The following is a 17637-nucleotide window of genomic DNA, read 5'->3' as shown; positions in this document are numbered from 1 at the left end:
GGGCTACATCTGCGTGAAGGCGGCCACGGCCGGATCGGCGCCGATGCGCTCGTGGGTCTCCAGTGCCGAGATCCGGGACAGTGCGACGTCGCTGAGCTCGAGCCGGGCCGCCGCCAGGTTTTCACGCATGCGCCCGGGGGTGACGGACTTGGGGATCGCGATGTTTCCCAGGCCCAGGTGCCAGGCGAGCACCACCTGCGCCGGCGTCGCACCGTACTTCCCCGCCAGTTCCGTGACGACGTCGTTGGCCAGGTCCCGGCCCTGGCCCAGCGGACTGTACGCCTCAACGGCCATGCCGTGGCCGCGGCTCTTGGCCGCGAGCCCGGCCTGGTGAAAGCTGGGGTGCGCCTCGATCTGGTTGACGGCCGGGACCACGGAAGCCACGGCGAGCAACGTGTCCAGGTGCTCCGGGAGGAAGTTTGACACCCCGATGGCCCGGGCCAGCCCCTGGGCATAGATGGTCTCCAGCTCCTTCCAGGCCTGCGGGTAGAGTCCCAGGGACGGCACGGGCCAGTGGATCAGGTACAGGTCGATCCAGTCCACCCCGAGCGCCTTCCGGCTGGCCTCGAAGGCGGCGCGCGGGTTGCCCTGCTCGCCGTTGCGCAACTTGGTGGTGATGAAGATGTCCTCGCGCGGGATGCCAGATTCGGCAATGGCCGCCCCGACACCGGATTCATTGCGGTAGGCCGCGGCCGTGTCGATGTGGCGGTAGCCGGCGGCCAGGGCCGCCGCCACCGCAGCCCGGGTCTCTTCCGGCGGGATCTGGAAGACGCCGAACCCAAGTTGCGGGATGGTGACCCCGTTGTTCAGTGTCAATCGGGGAATTTCCGGGCTCGGTGGTGCGGTGCTGATATGTTCCGACATGGCCGTCAGTCAGTCCTTTCGTTCCGTCCGCCTCACCAGCGGCTTCCCCCAGCCTAGGCCCACCCGCCGGGCGCCGGCACCTGGCAACATGGGCGGGCCCACCCTAGGATTCACAGACCCACCCATGCATTACCTTGCACCCGCGGGGCAGGGCAGAATGGGGCTATGGGACAAAGCAGAGAATTCGGCAGGTTTCTTTCGGCCATGCGGGCCCGACTGCATCCGGAGCCGGGCCGGGACTACACCCCGCGGCGCGTGCCCGGGTTGCGCCGGGAGGAAGTGGCCCGGCTGGCCGACGTCTCCACGGACTATTACACCCGGCTGGAGCAGGGCCGGAACATCCACCCGTCCCGCTCCGTGCTGGCCTCCGTGGCACGGGCCCTGCAATTGAACGACGCCGAGTCCGCCCACATGCTCGACCTCCTGGACCATTGCGGCGGGCAGGCCCTCGACCCGCCCTCGACCCAGCGGGTGCGGGCCTCGATGCGCCAGCTGCTTGACGCCGTGGGCGAGGTTCCCGCCGTCGTCCTGGGCAGGAGAACGGACGTGCTGGCGGCCAACCGCCTGGCCCGCCTGCTGCTGGCCGACTTCCCCGCCCTGGCCCGCGAGCAGCGTAACTACACCCGCTGGATCATGCTGGACCCGGGTGCCCGCGTCCTCTTTCGCGACTGGCACGGCGCGGCGGCGGATGCGGTGGCGGCGCTGCGCGCGGACGTGGGCCGGCATCCGGGTGATCCGCAGGCCGCGGCCCTGGTGGGCGAGCTCGCCGTCAACAGCGAGGACTTCCGCCAATGGTGGGCCCGGCACACCGTGGCCCGGAGATCGTCCGGGACCCTGAAACTGCGCCACAGCCTGGTCGGCGAGCTGGAAGTGGACTTCGAGCACCTGCTCCTGCCCGATGACCCCGACCAAAGCCTGCGCATCTACTCGGCCCGGAACGGCTCGCCGTCGCTGGATGCGCTCAAGCTGCTCTCCACCTGGGCGGCGGAAGACCACGCGAGCACCCCTGCGATCAACTCACCCGAAGGAATCAATTAGATGTTGTACACACATTTGGGCCGCAGCGGCCTGACCGTGTCCAAGCTGTGCCTGGGCACCATGAACTTTGGCCCGCACACCGAGGAGGCCGACGCGCACGCGATCATGGATCAGGCGCATGAGGCCGGGCTGAACTTCTTCGACACGGCCAACGCCTACGGCGGCACGGAACATCGCGGCTGGACGGAGGAAATCATCGGCCGCTGGTTTGCCCGGGGCGGCGGGCGGCGTGAGCGGACGGTGCTGGCCACGAAGGTCTACGGCACCATGTCCGACTGGCCCAACGACTCCAAGCTGTCGGCGCTGAACATCCGCCGCGCCCTGGACGCGAGCCTGAAGCGCCTGCAAACGGACCACATCGACCTTTACCAGTTCCACCATGTGGACCGGGACACGCCGTGGGATGAGATTTGGCAGGCCGTCGACGTGGCCGTGCAGCAGGGCAAGATCCTCTATGCGGGGAGCTCCAACTTTGCCGGCTGGCACCTGGCCGCGGCGCAGGAGGCGGCCGCCCGCCGCCCGGTCACCGGACTGGTCAGCGAGCAGTCCCTCTACAACCTGATGCAGCGCAGCGTGGAGCGGGAGGTGATTCCGGCCGCGCAGCACTACGGGCTGGGCCTGCTCCCCTGGTCCCCGCTGCACGGCGGCCTGCTGGGCGGCGTGCTGGCGCAGGAGAACGACGGCGTCCGCCGGACCGAGGGGCGCGCCGCGTCCGCCTTGGCCGAGTCCCGGGATGAAATTCAGGCGAACGAGTCGTTTGCCCGCGAGCTGGGCCACGCGCCCGGGGACGTGGCCCTGGCGTGGCTGCTGCACCAGCCGGCCGTGACGGCGCCGATCATCGGCCCGCGCACATCCGGCCAGTTGGAAGCCGGGTTGCGGGCGCTGGAGGTCTCCCTGGACGCGGAGGCGCTGGCCCGGCTCGATGAAATCTTCCCGGGCCCCCGGACCGCGCCGGAGGATTACGCCTGGTGAGCGGCTTCAACGACGACGTCCGGGCCGGGCTCGGCGAGGGGCCGGCCGCCGCGCTGCGCTCCGGCAGCGACTACCTGACCTCGCCGCTGCCGGGGCCGCGCGTGCTGTTCATCGGCGGCACGGGCCTGATCAGCGCGGCGTCCCTGGCCCGCGCGGCGGCCCTTGGTTTTAACGTGACCGTGCTCAATCGCGGGACCAGCGCCGGGCGGCCGCTGCCGGCCGGCGTCGAACATCTGGTGGCGGACGTCCGCGACCCCGACGCCGTGCGCGGCGTGCTCGGCCGACGGACCTTTGACGTGGTGGCGGACTTCGTGACGTTCACCCCGGAGCAGGCGCGCACCGGCGTCGACCTGTTCCGCGGACGGTGCGGGCAGTACCTGTTCATCAGCTCGGCCTCGGCCTACCAAAAACCGCCCGCGCGGCTGCCGATCACCGAGTCGACGCCGCTGCGCAACCCGTTCTGGCAGTATTCGCGGGACAAGATCGCGTGCGAGGACGTCTTTGCCGCCGCGTACCGGGACGACGGGTTTCCGGTGACCATGGTGCGGCCCGCACACACCTACGACCCCACCCGGATACCGCTGCTCTTTGGCTGGACCGACGTCCACCGGATGCGCGCCGGACTGCCGGTGGTGGTGCACGGGGACGGGACGTCGTTGTGGACACTGACGCACACGGCCGACTTCGCCGTCGGGTTTGTGGGGCTGTTTGGGATCGCGGCGGCCGTGGGCGAGAGCTTCCACATCACCTCCGACGAGGCCCTGCCGTGGGATGCCGTGTACCGGGCCGTTGCCGCGGCGGCGGACGTGCCGGAACCGGCGCTGGTGCACGTCTCCAGCGACATGATTGCGGCGGCGGCTCCGGATCTGGGACCGGCGCTGCACGGCGACAGGTCGCACTCGGTGATTTTCAGCAATGCCAAGGTCAAGGCGCTCGTGCCGGAATTTCGGGCGCGGATCCCCTTTGCCGTGGGCGCCCGGCAGATCCTGGCCTGGCACATCGACCACCCCGAGGCCCGCGTGGTGAACCCGGACTACATGGCGCTGTCCGACAAGCTCGCCAGCCTCTGACCGGGCCCCAATGCGGAGGAGCCCGCGGAGGCGCCCGCGGCGGTGCCGGCGGCGGTGCCGGTGCTTTCTCGCCGACTATCCGGCCGTCGGCCGCGGGCGGCCTCCCGGCCTCCTTTACGTCGGCTACGAAAGCACCGGCACCCCCGCCAAACCAGCAAACCAGCAAACCGGCAAACCGGCAAACCGGCAAACCAGCATTAGCGGAGCAAACAGCGTATCCTTTCCGCATCTGAGGATATAGACTCGCCGCATGGCACTTATTCGCGTTTCCGAGGCGGCCCGGTTCCTGGGCGTCAGCGACGATACCGTCCGGCGCTGGCTGGACAACGGCACCCTTCACGGGCAGAAGGACAAACAGGGCCGGATCGTCATCGACGGGCTCGAGCTGGCCAACGTGGCCAAGTCCGCGTCGCTGCTGCCCGCGGATCCCACTGGGATTGGCAGCTCCGCCCGGAACAGGTTTGTCGGGCTCGTCACGAACGTCATCCAGGACAAGGTCATGGCCCAGGTGGAACTCCAGTGCGGGCCGTTCCGCGTGGTCTCGCTCATGAGCAGCGAGGCGGTCCGGGACCTGCTGCTGGAACCGGGCTCGGTGGCCACCGCCGTGGTCAAGTCCACCAACGTGATCATCGAAGTGCCCCAGGGGGCCAGGAGTTGAGGGCCGGCCGTCGCAGGCGGGCCGCCCTCGCCGCGGTCCTGCTGGCCGTTTCGCTGGCCGCCTGCGCGGCCCCCGGGAAGCCGGATGCGGCCAATGCCCCGGCGGGCGCAGGCGCCGCCACCGGGCTCACGGGCACGCTGACCGTCTTCGCGGCGTCCTCCCTGAAGCAGGCGTTCACCGATCTGGCCAACCGCTTTGAGGCGGCGCATCCGGCGGTCCGGGTCGCCCTCAGCTTTGACGGCTCCTCCACCCTGGCCAGTCAAATCCTCCAGGGCGCCCCGGCGGATGTTTTCGCCGCCGCGGACGAGGCCACCATGGGCAAGGTTCGCGACGCGGCGCTCACGGCCGGCCCTCCCGCCGTCTTCGCCACCAACGTCCTGACCATCGCCGTGCCGCCCAACAACCCGGCCGGCATCACCTCCTTCGCCGACCTCGCCAGGCCCGGGGTCAAGGTGGTGGTGTGCGCCGCCCAGGTTCCGTGCGGGGCCGTAGCCCGGGCCGACGCCGCACGCGCCGGCGTCGAACTTGCGCCCGTCAGTGAGGAGCTCTCCGTCACCGGTGTCCTGGGCAAGGTGACCTCGGGCGAGGCCGACGCCGGCCTCGTCTACGTGACCGACGCCAAGACCGCGGGCCCCAAGGTGGCGGTTGTCCCGCTCACCCTCGCCAGCCCCGCCGTCAATAACTACTCCATTGCGGCCGTGGCCGCCTCGAAACGCCAGGACCTGGCCGACGCCTTCATCGCGCTGGTCACCGGCGCCACCGGAAGAGCAGTCCTGCAGGCTGCCGGCTTTGGCACACCCTAAGGCCCCGGCGCCGCGTCGCGGGCAGCCGTGGCAGTACCAGGGCGTGCCGCGGTGGATCTACGCCTGCGCCGCCATCGGGGCGCTCTTTCTCCTGCTGCCCCTGGCCGGCATGGCCGCCAAGGTCAACTGGGGCCAGTTCATTCCCCTGATCACCTCGGATTCCTCCGGCGCGGCCCTGCTCCTGAGCCTCAAGACGGCCGTGGCGAGCACGGCGCTGTGCATCGGACTGGGCGTCCCGCTGGCCCTGGTGCTCGCCCGCGGCCGCTTCCCCGGCCAGCGCATCCTGCGCTCGCTGATCYTGTTGCCGCTGGTCGTGCCGCCCGTGGTGGGTGGCCTGGCCCTCCTGTACACCTTTGGCCGCGAAGGGCTGCTGGGCAAGTCGCTGACCCTGGCCGGGATCAACATTGCCTTCTCCACCACCGCCGTGGTCATGGCGCAGACTTTTGTGGCCCTGCCGTTCCTGGTGCTCAGCCTCGAAGGGACGCTGCGCACCGCCGGGCAAAAGTATGAGGCCGTCGCGGCAACCCTGGGCGCCCGGCCGTCGACCGTGCTGCGCCGGATCACGCTGCCCCTGGTCCTGCCCGGGCTGGTCTCCGGCGCGATGCTGTCCTTTGCCCGCAGCCTGGGCGAATTCGGCGCCACCTTAACCTTTGCCGGCAGCCTCCAGGGCGTCACCCGCACGCTCCCGCTGGAGATCTACCTGCAGCGTGAAACCGACCCCGACGCCGCCGTCGCCCTGTCACTGGTGCTGATCGCCGTCGCGGTGGTGGTCGTTGCGCTCACCYACCGGCTGCCGCGCTCCCCGCTGCGCCCGGCCCCGCTCCCCCGGACCCAACCGTCCGGGCCGGCACGCCGGGCAGCCTCATGACGCTGGAGCTCAGCGCCCGCATCCCGGCCCGCGGCATCGACGTCGCCCTGACCGTGGGCCCGGGTGAGACCGTGGCGTTGATGGGCCCCAACGGCGCCGGGAAGTCCTCCGTGCTGGCCAGCCTGACCGGCCTGCTCCGCCCCGACCACGGCCGGGCCACCCTGAACGGCCGCCCCCTGTTCAGCACCGACCACCCCCAAGTGTGGGTGCCGCCGCACCAGCGCGGCACCGGCCTGCTCGCCCAGGACGCGCTGCTCTTCCCCCACCTCACCGTCGTGGACAACGTCGCCTTCGGACCGCGCAGCCGGGGCATGGGCCGGCACGCGGCCCGGGATGCGGCGCGCCATTGGCTTGGCGAGGTCGACGCCGTCCACCTCTCCGCGCGCAAGCCCGCGCAGCTCTCCGGCGGCCAAGCCCAACGCATCGCCCTGGCCCGGGCGCTCGCCACCGACCCCGAGCTGCTCCTGCTCGACGAGCCCCTGGCCGCGCTGGATGTCAACACCGCCCCGCGCCTGCGCCGCCTGCTCAAGCGCGTCCTCGCCGCCCGCCCGGCCATCATCATCACCCACGACGTCCTGGACGCCCTCGTGCTTGCCGACCGCATCGTCGTCATGGACCACGGCCGGATCGTGGAGGACGGCCCCACCGCCGCGGTGCTCGCCCGCCCGCGCAGCGTGTTTGCCGCCACCCTTGCGGGCCTGAACGTGCTCACCGGCGCCTTGTCCGGTTCCGCCGTCCTGACGCCGGACGCCGGCCTGGTCACCGGGCACCTGGCCGGCGCGGGAGCCTCGGGCGAGGACGCCGGCCCCGCCTCCGGTCCGGCGGAGGCGCCGGCCGGGCGTGCCGATGGTGGGCCGGACGGGATGGCCGCGTTCGCGCCGTCGTCCGTCTCCGTCTTCCTCGCCCCGCCGCAGGGCAGTCCGCGCAACTGCTTCCCGGTGACGGTCACGGAGCTGGAGCCGATGGGCGAGAACTTCCGGATCCGGGCCGGACGGCTCGCGGCGGACATTTCCCCCGCGGCCACGGCCGAATTGGCCCTGGCCCCCGGCTCCCGGGTCTTCTTTGTGGTGAAGGCCGCGGAGGTGGCCATCTATCCGGCCTAGCTGTACTCGGCCATCGCCCCGCGGGCGCACCCAGCGGCCTCAGTGGCCCAGTCCGGCGGCAAAGCGTTTGATGGCCTCTTCCGGGGTGGGTGGGGGACCGAAGAGTTCGGTCTGGCGGGTGGTGTCGGCGACATAGCGACCGGTGTTGAACCAGGTTGCCATGCTTCCCATGTCGCCCACGAGCGGGGCACGCCTTCCCGTCACCTTGCCCACGGTGCGCAGCGCCCCGGCGGGCACGCTCAGGACCCTGATCTTCTTGCCCGCCAGTCGCGAGGCCACCTCCGCGCACTCCAGCATGCTGATCGGGCGCGCCCACCCCACATCGACGCGTTCTCCGTCGGTGATGTCCGCGTCGACCGCGTCCGCGAGGTACCCGGCAAGGTCGCTCGTCAGGACAAACGTCAGCGGTATGCGCCGGGAACCGAGCCAGATGATGCGTCCGTTCGTGAAGGGGTCCCCGCTCATCCGCGCGACTTGGTCGAAGAATGCCCCGGGGCGCAGTGCCACGAACGGGACGCCGAGTTCCTCGAGCTTGTCCTCGGCAAGCTTCTTGTTCCAAAAATGCGGCACCGACGGTGTTTGGTCACTGGTGAGGATGCTGGTGAGCACAAACCGGGGTACGGCGGCCTTCGAGGCGGCGATGGCCAGGTTGGCGTTTCCAACGGTGTCGATCTCTTGCGCCTTCTTATCGTTGCGGGTATAGCCGGCCGCCGTGGTGATCACCGCCGCCGATCCAGTCATCGCGCGAACAAGCGAATCCAGCTCGAGCATGTCACCTCGGGCTATACGGACTCCCTTGGCCTCGAGTTTGGCGGCGTCCGAGGTTGGCCGGACGAGCGCGCGCACCGTCTTGCCACGGGCGAGAAGCCGGTCGACGACCTGACCCCCCACCGATCCCGTCGCGCCGACGACGAGGACGGGTTCCTGTTCAGACATGTTTCCTCACAATCTCCTTGTCTTTGTCATCGCTGGTTGCTCCGCCGGGCGTCGAAGTGCGCCTGCGCGACCGGCCCGTCAGGCCACTGCCCGCCGATCGCTGCGCAGCGGGGCAAGCGCCTGGCTCCAGGAGATCACCTGGTCGAGCATCTTGTTCAGGGCCAAGAGGTTATGGGCGCCGGGCTTGAACTGCGTGCGGTTCTCGAAATCCGTGGCGAACGACAGAGCCACCTGGGTGCGGACGTCGGCCATCATCAGCTCACTTGCCATCACGCGCAGGTGTTCCACCGCCCGGACCCCGCCGTTGACCCCGTAGGAGATAAAGCCGACGGCTTTGTTGTTCCACTCCCCGAAGAGGAAGTCCAACGCGTTCTTGAGCACTCCGCTGGTGCTGTGGTTGTACTCCGGGGTGACGACGACGAACCCGTCGAAGGAGGAGACCTTTTGCGCCCACCGTCTGGTGTGCTCCTGCTGATACTTTCCAAAGGACGGCGGCATTGCTTCGTCGAGGGGCGGCAGGGGGTAGTCACGCAAATCGACGAGCTCGAATTGTGCATCCCTGCGCGCCTGGGCCGTCTCAAGCGCCCACAGCGCCACCTGCTCACCCTTCCGGTTGGGCCGCGTGCTGCCCAGGATGATGCCAATCCTCGTCATGATCCCGCCTTCGCTTCACACACGTACTTGGTTCACTGCCAAGATAGTTCATCATACGTACTATTCGCTGACTGTACAATGTAAAAATGCATATCGACGTTGACCCGAGCGGTCCTGATGGCGGGCTCCAAACCATTGAGGGGCCCTCGCCGGAGAGGGCCGGTGCGTCCGAGGAGGAAGTCGCCGGCGCCACGGCCCTCATCCAGCTCTCGGCCCTCGTGCAGGGTACCTTCGCGCGCGTTGCCGACCGGCACGGCCTGACTCCGGTGCTGGGGCGCCTGCTGTGCGTTCTCGCCGAAGAACCGCGGAACATGGCCGAGCTCGCGGGCGTCTTCGGGGTCGGGAAAGCCAGCCTTACGGGACTCGTCGAACGCGCGGTGCAGCGTGGCTTGACGCAGCGATCGTCCGTTCCGGGTGATCGCCGGGTCGTTCAGGTGATGCTCACCGACGGCGGACGCCGCGCGGCCCTCGACTTCCACAYGGACGTGACCCGTGAACTCGCTGCCCACCTGGCGCCCTTGGGGACCCCCGGCCGGGATGCCTTCCGGGCGGCCGCCCTGACCGTCGCGCACGCCGGCGGGTACGACGGCATGTGGGGTGCCCGGCAAGCCTGCTGAGAGGTGGGATTTATTCGCGACCGCACCGCCGGACCGGCGAACCGGCAGGGCAAAAAGCAGGGGCCCTGATCAGCGTTTCCGCCGATCAGGGCCCCTTTTCTGGTTGCGGGGACAGGATTTGAACCTGTGACCTCCGGGTTATGAGCCCGGCGAGCTACCGAACTGCTCCACCCCGCGTTGCGTCCTCCACACTACAGGTAATTGGTCCAAACACCAATTCGCCAGGGCTCCGAACCCCCTGGCAGACCCTGCCCCGCGAAGCAGTGGCTGCCCAACGTCTGCCTCGCGGGCCGGGGTCTGCCTCGCGGGCCGGGGTCTGCCTCAGCGGTGCCGGAACTCCGCCGGGCGCTTCTCGGTGAACGCCTTCATGCCTTCCTTCTGGTCCTCCGTGGCGAAGCAGGCGAAGATCAGGCGCCGCTCCAGGCGGACGCCCTCGGCCAGGCTGGATTCAAAGGCGGCGTTGACGGCCTCCTTGGCGATCATGGCCACGGGCTTGGACATCCCGGCGATCACCTCGGCCGTGGCCAGGGCGTCCTCCAGCAGCTGCTCCACGGGCACCACCCGGGCCACCAGCCCGGAGCGTTCCGCCTCCTGGGCCCCCATGACGCGCCCGGTTAGCACCATCTCCATGGCCTTGGCCTTGCCGATGGCCCGGGCCAGCCGCTGGGAGCCGCCCATGCCCGGAATCACGCCGAGCTTGATCTCCGGCTGGCCAAACTTCGCATTCTCGCCGGCGATGATGAAGTCGCAGATCATGGCCAGCTCGCAGCCGCCGCCCAGCGCATGGCCGGCGACGGCGGCAATCATGGGGATGCGGACGCGGGCCAGCTCGTCCCAGACCGAGAACCAGGCCTGCTGGTACATGTCCACGGAGGACTTCTCCGCCATCTCCTTGATGTCCGCGCCGGCCGCGAAGGCCCGGGCGGAACCGGTGATGACGACGGCGCCCACGCCCGGGTCCGCATCATAGGCGCGCGCCGCGGCCAGGATTTCCCGGCCCATCGCATCGCTGAGCGCGTTCAGGGCCTCGGGCCGGTTGAGCGTGATCAGCCCGACGCGGCCGCGCTGTTCGGTCAGGATTAAGGAGTAGTCAGCCATGGTGCGTGTCCGCTCTTTACTGCTCGGGGGCGGTGCTGGCCGCCCGGATCGTGTTGATGATGCCGGAGAAGTCCACCCCGGCCCCGCCTTCCGCCGCAAAGCGGCGGTAGATCTCCTCGGCCCGGCTGCCAAGCTCGGCCACGACGCCGGTGGAGTTCAGCGCTTCGACGGCCAGGCCCAGGTCCTTGGCCATGAGGGCGCCGGCAAATCCCGGCTTGTAGTCGCGGTTGGCCGGGCTGGTGGGCACCGGTCCCGGCACCGGGCAGTTGGTGGTCAGCGACCAGCACTGGCCGGACGCGTTCGCGGCCACGTCAAACAATGCCTGGTTGGTCAGCCCCAGCTTCTCGCCCAGCACGAACGCCTCGCTCACGGCGATCATGGACACGCCCAGGATCATGTTGTTGCACACCTTCGCGGCCTGTCCGGCGCCCGGACCGCCGCAGTGCACGATCCGCTTGCCCATGACCTCCAGGATTTCGCCGGCGTCGGCAAAGTCGGCGGCGGAGCCGCCCGCCATGAACGTCAGCGTCCCGGCCTCGGCCCCCACCACGCCGCCGGACACCGGGGCGTCCAGGCCGCGGTGCCCGGTGGCCAGCACCATCTCATGGGCCTTTCGGGCGTCCTCCACGGCGATCGTGGAACATTCCAGGAACAAGGCGCCGGGCTTGGCCGCGGCCAGCAACCCGCCCACGCCGTCCCCGCCCTGGTAGGCGGCAAAGACGTGCCTGCCGGCCGGGAGCATGGTGATGACCACATCGGCCCCCTGCGCCGCCTCGGCACCGGAGGCGGCCACCTTTACCCCGGCCGCCTCCGCCGCCGCAAGCGCTTCGGGCACCACGTCAAACCCCGTCACCGGATAGCCGGCCGCCACCAGGTTCGCCGCCATGGGCCCGCCCATGTGGCCCAGGCCGATGAACGCTATTGTTCTACTCATTGTCATTGCCTTTCGATCCGTCCCGCTCAAAACTCAGACCCAGTTCATCCGGGCCCAAGTCATCAAATGTTCGTGCCACCACCTCCGCCGACACGCCGGCGAGCGCCGCCGGCCGCCAGGCGGGATTCCGGTCCTTCTCGACCAGCTGCGCCCGAATCCCCTCCGCAAAGTCGGGCCAACGCAGCGCGCGCAGCGACACGCGCAGTTCCTGGTTGAGCACCTCTTCGAGCGACTCGAGCACCCGCGCGCGCCGCAGCGCCGCCAGCGTGACGGACAGCGCCGTCGGCGACTTCGCCCGGATGGCGGCCGCGGCCTTGACCGCGGCGGGCTCACCCACGCCCTCAAGCCTGTCCAGGATGGTTGCGACGTCGTCCGCGGCGTACACCTCATCGATCCACCAGCGCGCCGCCGACAGCGGGGAGTCCGGCGGGACCTGCCCGTAGCGGCCGATCGCGGCGGACGCGGGCCGTTGGGCAAGTTCGGCGATGAGGGCGGGCAGGTGGGCGGAGTCGACGTAGTGGTCGGCCAGGCCCATGGCCACGGCATCCGCGCCGCCGACCATGCCCGCGGTCAGGGCCACGTGCGTGCCGAGCTCCCCCGGGGCACGCGAGAGCAGGTAGGTGCCGCCCACATCCGGGACAAAGCCGATGCCGGTCTCCGGCATGCCCACCCGGGAGCGTTCGGTCACGACGCGGTGCGAGGCGTGGGCGGAAATGCCGACGCCGCCGCCCAGGACCACCCCGTCCATCAGGGTCACCACGGGTTTGGCATAGCGCTTGATCCGGGCGTTGAGGTGGTACTCGTCGCGCCAAAACTGTGCGCTGGCGTTCCCGCCGGTTCGGGCGTCGTGATAGATCTCCACGATGTCCCCGCCGGCACACAAGCCCCGCTCACCGGCGCCGGAGATCAGGACGGTGGCGACGGCGTCGTCCGCCTCCCACGCATCCAGCGCCTGCGCGACGGCCAGGACCATGCCGTGATTGAGCGCGTTCATCGCCTGCGGCCGGTTCAGCACCAGGTGGCCCAGCCGCCCGGTGCGCTGGATCAGGACGTCATTGTTCTCCATGTGCCCCTCCTTCACCGCTCAGTCCTCCACTGCCAGACGGCCCACGATCAGGCGCATGATCTCGTTGCTGCCCTCCAGGATCTGGTGCACCCGCAGGTCCCGGACAATCTTTTCCAGCCCGTATTCGGAGAGGTAGCCGTAGCCGCCGTGCAGCTGCAGCGCCTGGTTGGCCACGCGGAACCCGGTATCGGTGGCGACCCGCTTGGCCATGGCGCACAGCTTGACGGTGTCCGCGGCGCCGTGCTCCAGCGCGTCGGCGGCCCGCAGGATCATGGTCCGGGCCGTCTCCAGCTCGGTGTCCATGTCCGCGATTTCAAAGAGCAGGTGCTGCTTCTCGATGAGGGGGCCGCCAAACGCCTGGCGCTCCTTGAGGTAGCTCACGGACTTCTCCAGCGCCGCCCGCCCGCCGCCGAGCGAACAGGCGCCCATGTTCACGCGCCCCCCGTTCAGGCCCTTCATGGCGATCATGAAGCCGCTGCCTTCCTCGCCCAGCCGGTTGGTGACGGGGACGCGCACGTCCTCAAAAACCACCTGGCGGGTGGGTTGGGCCCGCCAGCCCATCTTTTTCTCGTTCGCGCCAAAGGATAGCCCCGGCGTCCCGGCGGGCACCACGATGGCGGTGATGCCGTGGCTGCCGGTGTCCGCCGTGCGCGCCATGACCACGTACCAGGCGCTCGAGCCCGCCCCGGAGATGAACTGCTTGGTGCCGTTGATGACGTAGTCGTCCCCGTCGCGCACGGCCCGGGTGGTCAGGGCGGCGGCGTCCGATCCCACGCCCGGTTCGGTCAGGGCGTAGCTGCCCAGTTCCGTCATGGCCGTCAGGCCCGGCAGCCAGGCGGCCCGCTGGGTGTCGTTGCCGAAGGCGTCGATCATCCAGGCCACCATGTTGTGGATGGAAATGTACGCCGCGATCGACGGATCGACCTTGGCCAGTTCCTCAAAGATCAGCACGGCGTCGGTGCGGCTGAGCCCCGAGCCGCCGTATTCCTCCCCCACGTAGATCCCGCCCATGCCCAGCGCCCCGGCCTCCGCCAGGACGTCCACGGGGAAGTATTTTTCCTCGTCCCACGTGGCCACGTGCGGGGCCATGGCGGTGGCGGCGAAATCGCGCACCATCTCCACAACCGCCTGCTGATCCTGGGTTAGTTCAAACATGGTCTCTCCTTGGCAACCGGACGGGTCCGGGACCTTACTTGATTCTGATCCCGGCCGGTGCGGCCGGGACATCTGATTACTTGCTGACCGTCCCCGTCAGGGCGGCGATGGGTCGCAGGAACAGCGGCCGGGCCGCCAGCCAGGCGCCCACGGTGACCAGCAGGGACGCGGCGAAGATGCCAAAGCCCCACCAGTTCAGGGCGTCGCTGGCCCCGTACATGTGGTTGAGGTTGCGCAGCGCCCCGGTGGCCAGCACCAGCGTCACGTGCACGACGATAAAGAGCACAAAGTAGATCATCACCGGGAAGTGCACCTTGCGGGCCGCCTCGATGGGATAGATCCTGTTGAGCGTGCGCGCGTCCTTGGGCCATGCGCCGGACATGCGCAATCCCGTGATGATGGCCAGCGGCGCCGCGATGAACACCGTCACGAAGTAGGTGAGCTGCTGGAGGGAGTTGTAGTTCACCCAGCCGCTTTCCGTGGGCCAGTTCAGGGACAGGTACGCCAGCCCGGCGGAGATGGCGTTCGGAAAAACGTCCCAACGGGTGGGCACGATGCGCAGCCACTGGCCGGTGGCCAGGATGACGATGATGAAGATCAGCCCGTTCAAGACCCACAACGCGTCCATGGTCAGGTGGAACCATAAATCCAGGCTGATCTTGGTGGGCGCATTCCGCGTCCTCAATGGACCCTTGTTGTTGCGGATCCAGTGCGCGGGCGGCCGCTTGGCGGTGCGCACCTGCCAGCCGGAGCGGATGATCAGCACAATGAAGAACATGTTCAAGAAGTGCTGCCAGCCGAGCCAGGCCGGGAAGCCCACGGGGGCGGTGGCGGGCAGCTCGGACTGCCCCGGATAATCGGTCATGAAGGACTTGACGGCCTCCAACGAGGTTACCCACCTCGCCAGCAGCACAACCGCCAGCAGGCCGAGCACCGCGCCGGCGGCAATCCAGGCCAGCCTGACCCACTTGTTCCGGGCCGCAGCCGGCTTTTTCACAGGGGTGGACATCGTGTAAAACACCTCTCGAAGAAGTTCTCCTTGCCGCCTGCGGTACAAGCGGTGGCCGTGCCGGCTGACCGGCCGATTATCATGGCGGGCGGACCGTCAGCGGGCCCGTTCGGCCAACGCCGCAATCAGCTGCGGTACGACCGTGAACACGTCCCCCACCACGCCGAAGTCGGCCACGTCAAAGATCGGCGAGTCGCCGTCCTTGTTGATGGCCACAATGGTCTTGGCCGTCTGCATGCCGGCCCGGTGCTGGATGGCCCCGGAGATGCCCAGGGCGATGTAGAGCTGGGGCGAGACGCTGACGCCGGTCTGGCCCACCTGCGCGGTCTGGGCGATATACCCGGCGTCGACGGCGGCCCGGGAGGCGCCCACGGCCGCACCCAGGGCGTCGGCCAGCTGCTCCACCAACGCGAAGTTTTCCTTGGAGCCGAGCCCGCGCCCGCCGGAGACCACGGTCTTGGCGCCGCGCAGTTCGGGCCGGCTGCTCGTGACGGGGGCGTCGTTGACGGCATCGATGCGGGCGCCGGTGCCGGCCGCCGCGAGCGAGACGGTGCTGACCTCGGGAACCGCGGCCGGTGCATCGCCCTCGATGGCGCCCTGGCGGATGGTGATGATGGGCAGCCCGCCCTCCACCGCCGACTCCACAACATAGGCGCCGCCAAACACGGAATGCTCGGCCACGATCCTCTCGCCGTCCGCGCGGACGCCAACGGCGTCGGCCAGCAGCGCTCCGCCGATGCGCACGGCCAGGCGGGCGGCGGCCTCGCGCCCGTCCACCGAATTGGCGGTCAGCACGGCCGCGGGGTGCAGTGCCTGCACGGCCTCGGCCAGGGTTTCCACGGTCGGGGCCACCAGCACGGTGGCGGCGGCCTCGCTCACGGCCGAGTAGACGCGTGCGGCGCCCAGCTCGCCCAGCCGGGCGACGACGTCGTCCGTCAGGCCCGCGGCGGAGGTCACCACGGCCACGGGCGTCCCCAGCGACGCCGCGGCCGCTAGCAGGCCGCGGGCGGACGCGGACACTTCCCCTTGGTGGGTCACTTCCACCAGCGTCAGGATGTTCGACATTGCATTTCCTCCCTTAGACCAAACGATTTTCGATGAGGTACTCGGCCAGCAGCGTGCCGGCCGAGCCGTCGTCGGCGATTTTCGTCCCTGCCTGCCGCGCCGGGCGCTCGCTGTGGGAGACCACCACGGTCCGGGCAGGGGTGGCCGGGACGTCCAGATCGGCGACGGCGACCGTGGCCACGGGCTTGCGCTTGGCCGTCAGGATGCCCTTGAAGTTGGGGAAGCGGGCCTCCGCGGACCGCTCGGTCACCGTCACCACGGCGGGCAGGGCGGAACTGACCGTGAGCGTGCCGGACTCGCCCTGGCGCTCTCCGGAGACCCCCGCCCCGGTCAGGGTCACCTCGCTCAGCGAGCCCACCAGCGGCAGGCCCAGGTGCTCGGCCACCATGGCCGGGACCACCCCGCCGCGGCCGTCGGTGGACTCGTTGCCGGCCACAATCACATCGGCGCCGGCGCCTTTCAGCGCGGCGGCCAGGACGGCGGCCGTGCGGGCGGCGTCGGCACCGGCCAGCGAGTCATCCAGGACGTGGATGCCGGAGTCCGCGCCCATGGAGAGTGCCTTCCGGACGGCCTTGGCGGCATCGGCCGGACCCATGGTCAGCACCACGACCTCGGTGCCCTTGTCCTTGTCCTTGACCTGCAGCGCCACCTCGAGGGCGCGCTCATTGATCTCATCGACGATGTTGTCCCCGGCATCGCGGTTCAGCCAGCCGGTGGCGGGGTCAAGCGTGCGTTCATCGGCCGTGTCCGGCACCTGCTTGATCAGCACAACGATCTTCATGGACAGCCCCTCTTCTGTGAGCACAGTTGCAAACTGCTGCGCGGTTCGTTAGACAGTAGATTACTAGGAACTACTAGTATTTACTAGGTATTCAAAGTAAATTGTTGTTAATTGGTTTTCCCGGCGGTGAAAGGACTGGCCCGTGGCACCCTCCTCCCCGTTGCCCATGGATCCGATCGCCGAGGCCAGGCGGCAGTGGATCGTGCACGGCTGGACCGACGCGGCCGACGGCATGGCCGCGTTTTCCTCCGTCATGCGCACCCACCAGATCATGTACAGCCGGGTGGATGCGGTGCTCAAGCCGCTGGGCCTGTCCTACGCCCGGCTGGAAATGCTGCGGCTGTTGACGTTCACGCGCGACGGCGCCCTGCCGATGGCCAGTGCCAGCGCCCGCCTGCAGGTCCATCCCACCAGCGTCACGAACGTGGTGGACCGGCTGGAGCGGGACGGGCTGGTGCGCCGGCGCGCGCATCCCACGGACGGCCGCGCCACCCTGGTGGAGGTGACCGGCGCCGGGCGGACGCTGGTGGAGGAGGCCACGGCCGTGCTGAACGACCAGGTGTTTGTGGAGCCGGGCATCCCGGCGGGGGATCTGCGGCGGCTGACCCAGATCCTGGCCCGGTTCCGGCGCCATTCCGGCGACTTCACCGACCCGCCCGAGCAGCCGGAGCCCCTCTAGCCCCAACTGGCCCGCAATAGATGTCGAAAAAACCCAATTTCGCGTCGATTTTCGACATCTAATGCGGGACCCTTCTATGTTTGTCAAGCGGTGTTGAGGGTTGCTGATTGTGAGTTGAAGGTTCGGTAGACGCGGCGGGCGAGGTAGCGTTTGAGGCAGCGGCGGATTTCCTTGGCTGTTCGTCCTTGGGGTTCGGTAGACGCGGCGGGCGAGGTAGCGTTTGAGGCAGCGGCGGATTTCCTTGGCTGTTCGTCCTTGGGCTTGTCG

The 17637-nt window shown here is 69.3% G+C and carries 20 protein-coding genes and 1 tRNA gene; 9 read left to right on the top strand and 12 right to left on the bottom strand.

Annotated elements, in window-relative coordinates; all coding sequences use genetic code 11:
- Positions 1-3 precede the first annotated feature (3 nt).
- Positions 4-864 (bottom strand): aldo/keto reductase, encoded by an 861-nt coding sequence (locus tag AB4Y80_RS09890; protein ID WP_442213923.1) that lies wholly within the window; start codon positions 862-864, stop codon positions 4-6.
- Between the two features lie 165 nt (positions 865-1029).
- Between AB4Y80_RS09890 and AB4Y80_RS09885 the strand changes: the two genes are divergently transcribed.
- From AB4Y80_RS09885 to AB4Y80_RS09855, 7 genes are all read left to right on the top strand, one after another.
- Entirely contained in the window at positions 1030-1902 is an 873-nt protein-coding gene (locus AB4Y80_RS09885) for a helix-turn-helix transcriptional regulator (protein ID WP_442213922.1), read from the top strand.
- A complete protein-coding gene (locus AB4Y80_RS09880) occupies positions 1903-2874 on the top strand; it encodes an aldo/keto reductase (protein WP_442213921.1) in 972 nt (323 codons plus the stop codon).
- 86 nt (positions 2875-2960) lie between these two features.
- Entirely contained in the window at positions 2961-3944 is a 984-nt protein-coding gene (locus AB4Y80_RS09875; protein WP_442214035.1) for an NAD-dependent epimerase/dehydratase family protein, read from the top strand.
- A gap of 250 nt (positions 3945-4194) precedes the next feature.
- Positions 4195-4602, top strand: coding sequence for a TOBE domain-containing protein (locus tag AB4Y80_RS09870; RefSeq protein ID WP_442213920.1), 408 nt, complete (start codon positions 4195-4197; stop codon positions 4600-4602).
- Positions 4599-5405: a molybdate ABC transporter substrate-binding protein gene (gene modA / locus AB4Y80_RS09865; protein ID WP_442213918.1), complete on the top strand. Its 807-nt coding sequence runs from the start codon at positions 4599-4601 to the stop codon at positions 5403-5405. Before AB4Y80_RS09870 ends, modA begins: the two co-directional genes overlap by 4 nt.
- Entirely contained in the window at positions 5392-6273 is an 882-nt protein-coding gene (locus tag AB4Y80_RS09860) for an ABC transporter permease (RefSeq protein ID WP_442213917.1), read from the top strand. The genes modA and AB4Y80_RS09860 overlap by 14 nt, the downstream gene beginning before the upstream one ends.
- Positions 6270-7376, top strand: coding sequence for a sulfate/molybdate ABC transporter ATP-binding protein (locus AB4Y80_RS09855; RefSeq protein ID WP_442213916.1), 1107 nt, complete (start codon positions 6270-6272; stop codon positions 7374-7376). Before AB4Y80_RS09860 ends, AB4Y80_RS09855 begins: the two co-directional genes overlap by 4 nt.
- Before the next feature lie 39 nt (positions 7377-7415).
- Here AB4Y80_RS09855 and AB4Y80_RS09850 read toward each other — a convergent pair whose 3' ends face one another.
- Both AB4Y80_RS09850 and AB4Y80_RS09845 read right to left on the bottom strand, forming a co-directional pair.
- A complete protein-coding gene (locus AB4Y80_RS09850; protein WP_442213915.1) occupies positions 7416-8312 on the bottom strand; it encodes an SDR family oxidoreductase in 897 nt (298 codons plus the stop codon).
- A gap of 78 nt (positions 8313-8390) precedes the next feature.
- Positions 8391-8966 carry an NADPH-dependent FMN reductase gene (locus AB4Y80_RS09845; RefSeq protein WP_442213914.1) on the bottom strand — a complete coding sequence of 192 codons (576 nt, stop codon included), beginning with the start codon at positions 8964-8966 and terminating at the stop codon, positions 8391-8393.
- A gap of 86 nt (positions 8967-9052) precedes the next feature.
- On the opposite strand from AB4Y80_RS09845, the gene AB4Y80_RS09840 reads away from it, so the two are divergent.
- Positions 9053-9583 (top strand): MarR family winged helix-turn-helix transcriptional regulator, encoded by a 531-nt coding sequence (locus AB4Y80_RS09840; protein WP_442213913.1) that lies wholly within the window; start codon positions 9053-9055, stop codon positions 9581-9583.
- Between the two features lie 100 nt (positions 9584-9683).
- On the opposite strand, the gene AB4Y80_RS09835 is transcribed toward AB4Y80_RS09840, so the two are convergent.
- The 8 genes from AB4Y80_RS09835 to AB4Y80_RS09800 all read right to left on the bottom strand — a co-directional run bounded on the left by AB4Y80_RS09835 (position 9684) and on the right by AB4Y80_RS09800 (position 16691).
- Positions 9684-9760: transfer RNA gene (locus tag AB4Y80_RS09835), tRNA-Met, on the bottom strand.
- 144 nt (positions 9761-9904) lie between these two features.
- Positions 9905-10681 (bottom strand): enoyl-CoA hydratase, encoded by a 777-nt coding sequence (locus AB4Y80_RS09830; RefSeq protein WP_442213912.1) that lies wholly within the window; start codon positions 10679-10681, stop codon positions 9905-9907.
- Between the two features lie 16 nt (positions 10682-10697).
- Positions 10698-11615, bottom strand: coding sequence for a 3-hydroxyisobutyrate dehydrogenase (gene mmsB / locus AB4Y80_RS09825; RefSeq protein ID WP_442213911.1), 918 nt, complete (start codon positions 11613-11615; stop codon positions 10698-10700).
- Positions 11608-12681, bottom strand: coding sequence for an enoyl-CoA hydratase/isomerase family protein (locus AB4Y80_RS09820; RefSeq protein ID WP_442213910.1), 1074 nt, complete (start codon positions 12679-12681; stop codon positions 11608-11610). The genes mmsB and AB4Y80_RS09820 overlap by 8 nt, the downstream gene beginning before the upstream one ends.
- Positions 12682-12699: 18 nt before the next feature.
- The gene (locus tag AB4Y80_RS09815; protein WP_442213909.1) at positions 12700-13836 is read right to left on the bottom strand and encodes an acyl-CoA dehydrogenase family protein; all 1137 of its coding nucleotides are present in this window, start codon (positions 13834-13836) and stop codon (positions 12700-12702) included.
- Between the two features lie 76 nt (positions 13837-13912).
- Positions 13913-14845 (bottom strand): cytochrome b/b6 domain-containing protein, encoded by a 933-nt coding sequence (locus AB4Y80_RS09810; protein ID WP_442213908.1) that lies wholly within the window; start codon positions 14843-14845, stop codon positions 13913-13915.
- A 96-nt stretch (positions 14846-14941) separates the two neighbouring features.
- Positions 14942-15910 (bottom strand): electron transfer flavoprotein subunit alpha/FixB family protein, encoded by a 969-nt coding sequence (locus tag AB4Y80_RS09805; protein ID WP_442213907.1) that lies wholly within the window; start codon positions 15908-15910, stop codon positions 14942-14944.
- Positions 15911-15923: 13 nt separating this feature from the next.
- On the bottom strand, positions 15924-16691 hold the full coding sequence (locus AB4Y80_RS09800) for an electron transfer flavoprotein subunit beta/FixA family protein (RefSeq protein ID WP_442213906.1): 768 nt from the start codon (positions 16689-16691) through the stop codon (positions 15924-15926).
- A 142-nt stretch (positions 16692-16833) separates the two neighbouring features.
- Between AB4Y80_RS09800 and AB4Y80_RS09795 the strand changes: the two genes are divergently transcribed.
- Positions 16834-17370 carry a MarR family winged helix-turn-helix transcriptional regulator gene (locus AB4Y80_RS09795; RefSeq protein WP_442213905.1) on the top strand — a complete coding sequence of 179 codons (537 nt, stop codon included), beginning with the start codon at positions 16834-16836 and terminating at the stop codon, positions 17368-17370.
- 83 nt (positions 17371-17453) lie between these two features.
- Here AB4Y80_RS09795 and AB4Y80_RS09790 read toward each other — a convergent pair.
- Positions 17454-17637, bottom strand: a 184-nt coding sequence (locus AB4Y80_RS09790; RefSeq protein ID WP_442213904.1) for a hypothetical protein, incomplete at its 5' end; no start/stop codon positions are given.

Source organism: Specibacter sp. RAF43, assembly GCF_052114065.1.
In the GTDB taxonomy this organism is placed as follows: domain Bacteria; phylum Actinomycetota; class Actinomycetes; order Actinomycetales; family Micrococcaceae; genus Specibacter.
The sequence above is the reverse complement of the archived record's forward strand: the minus strand, read 5'-3'. Positions and strand labels throughout refer to the sequence as shown.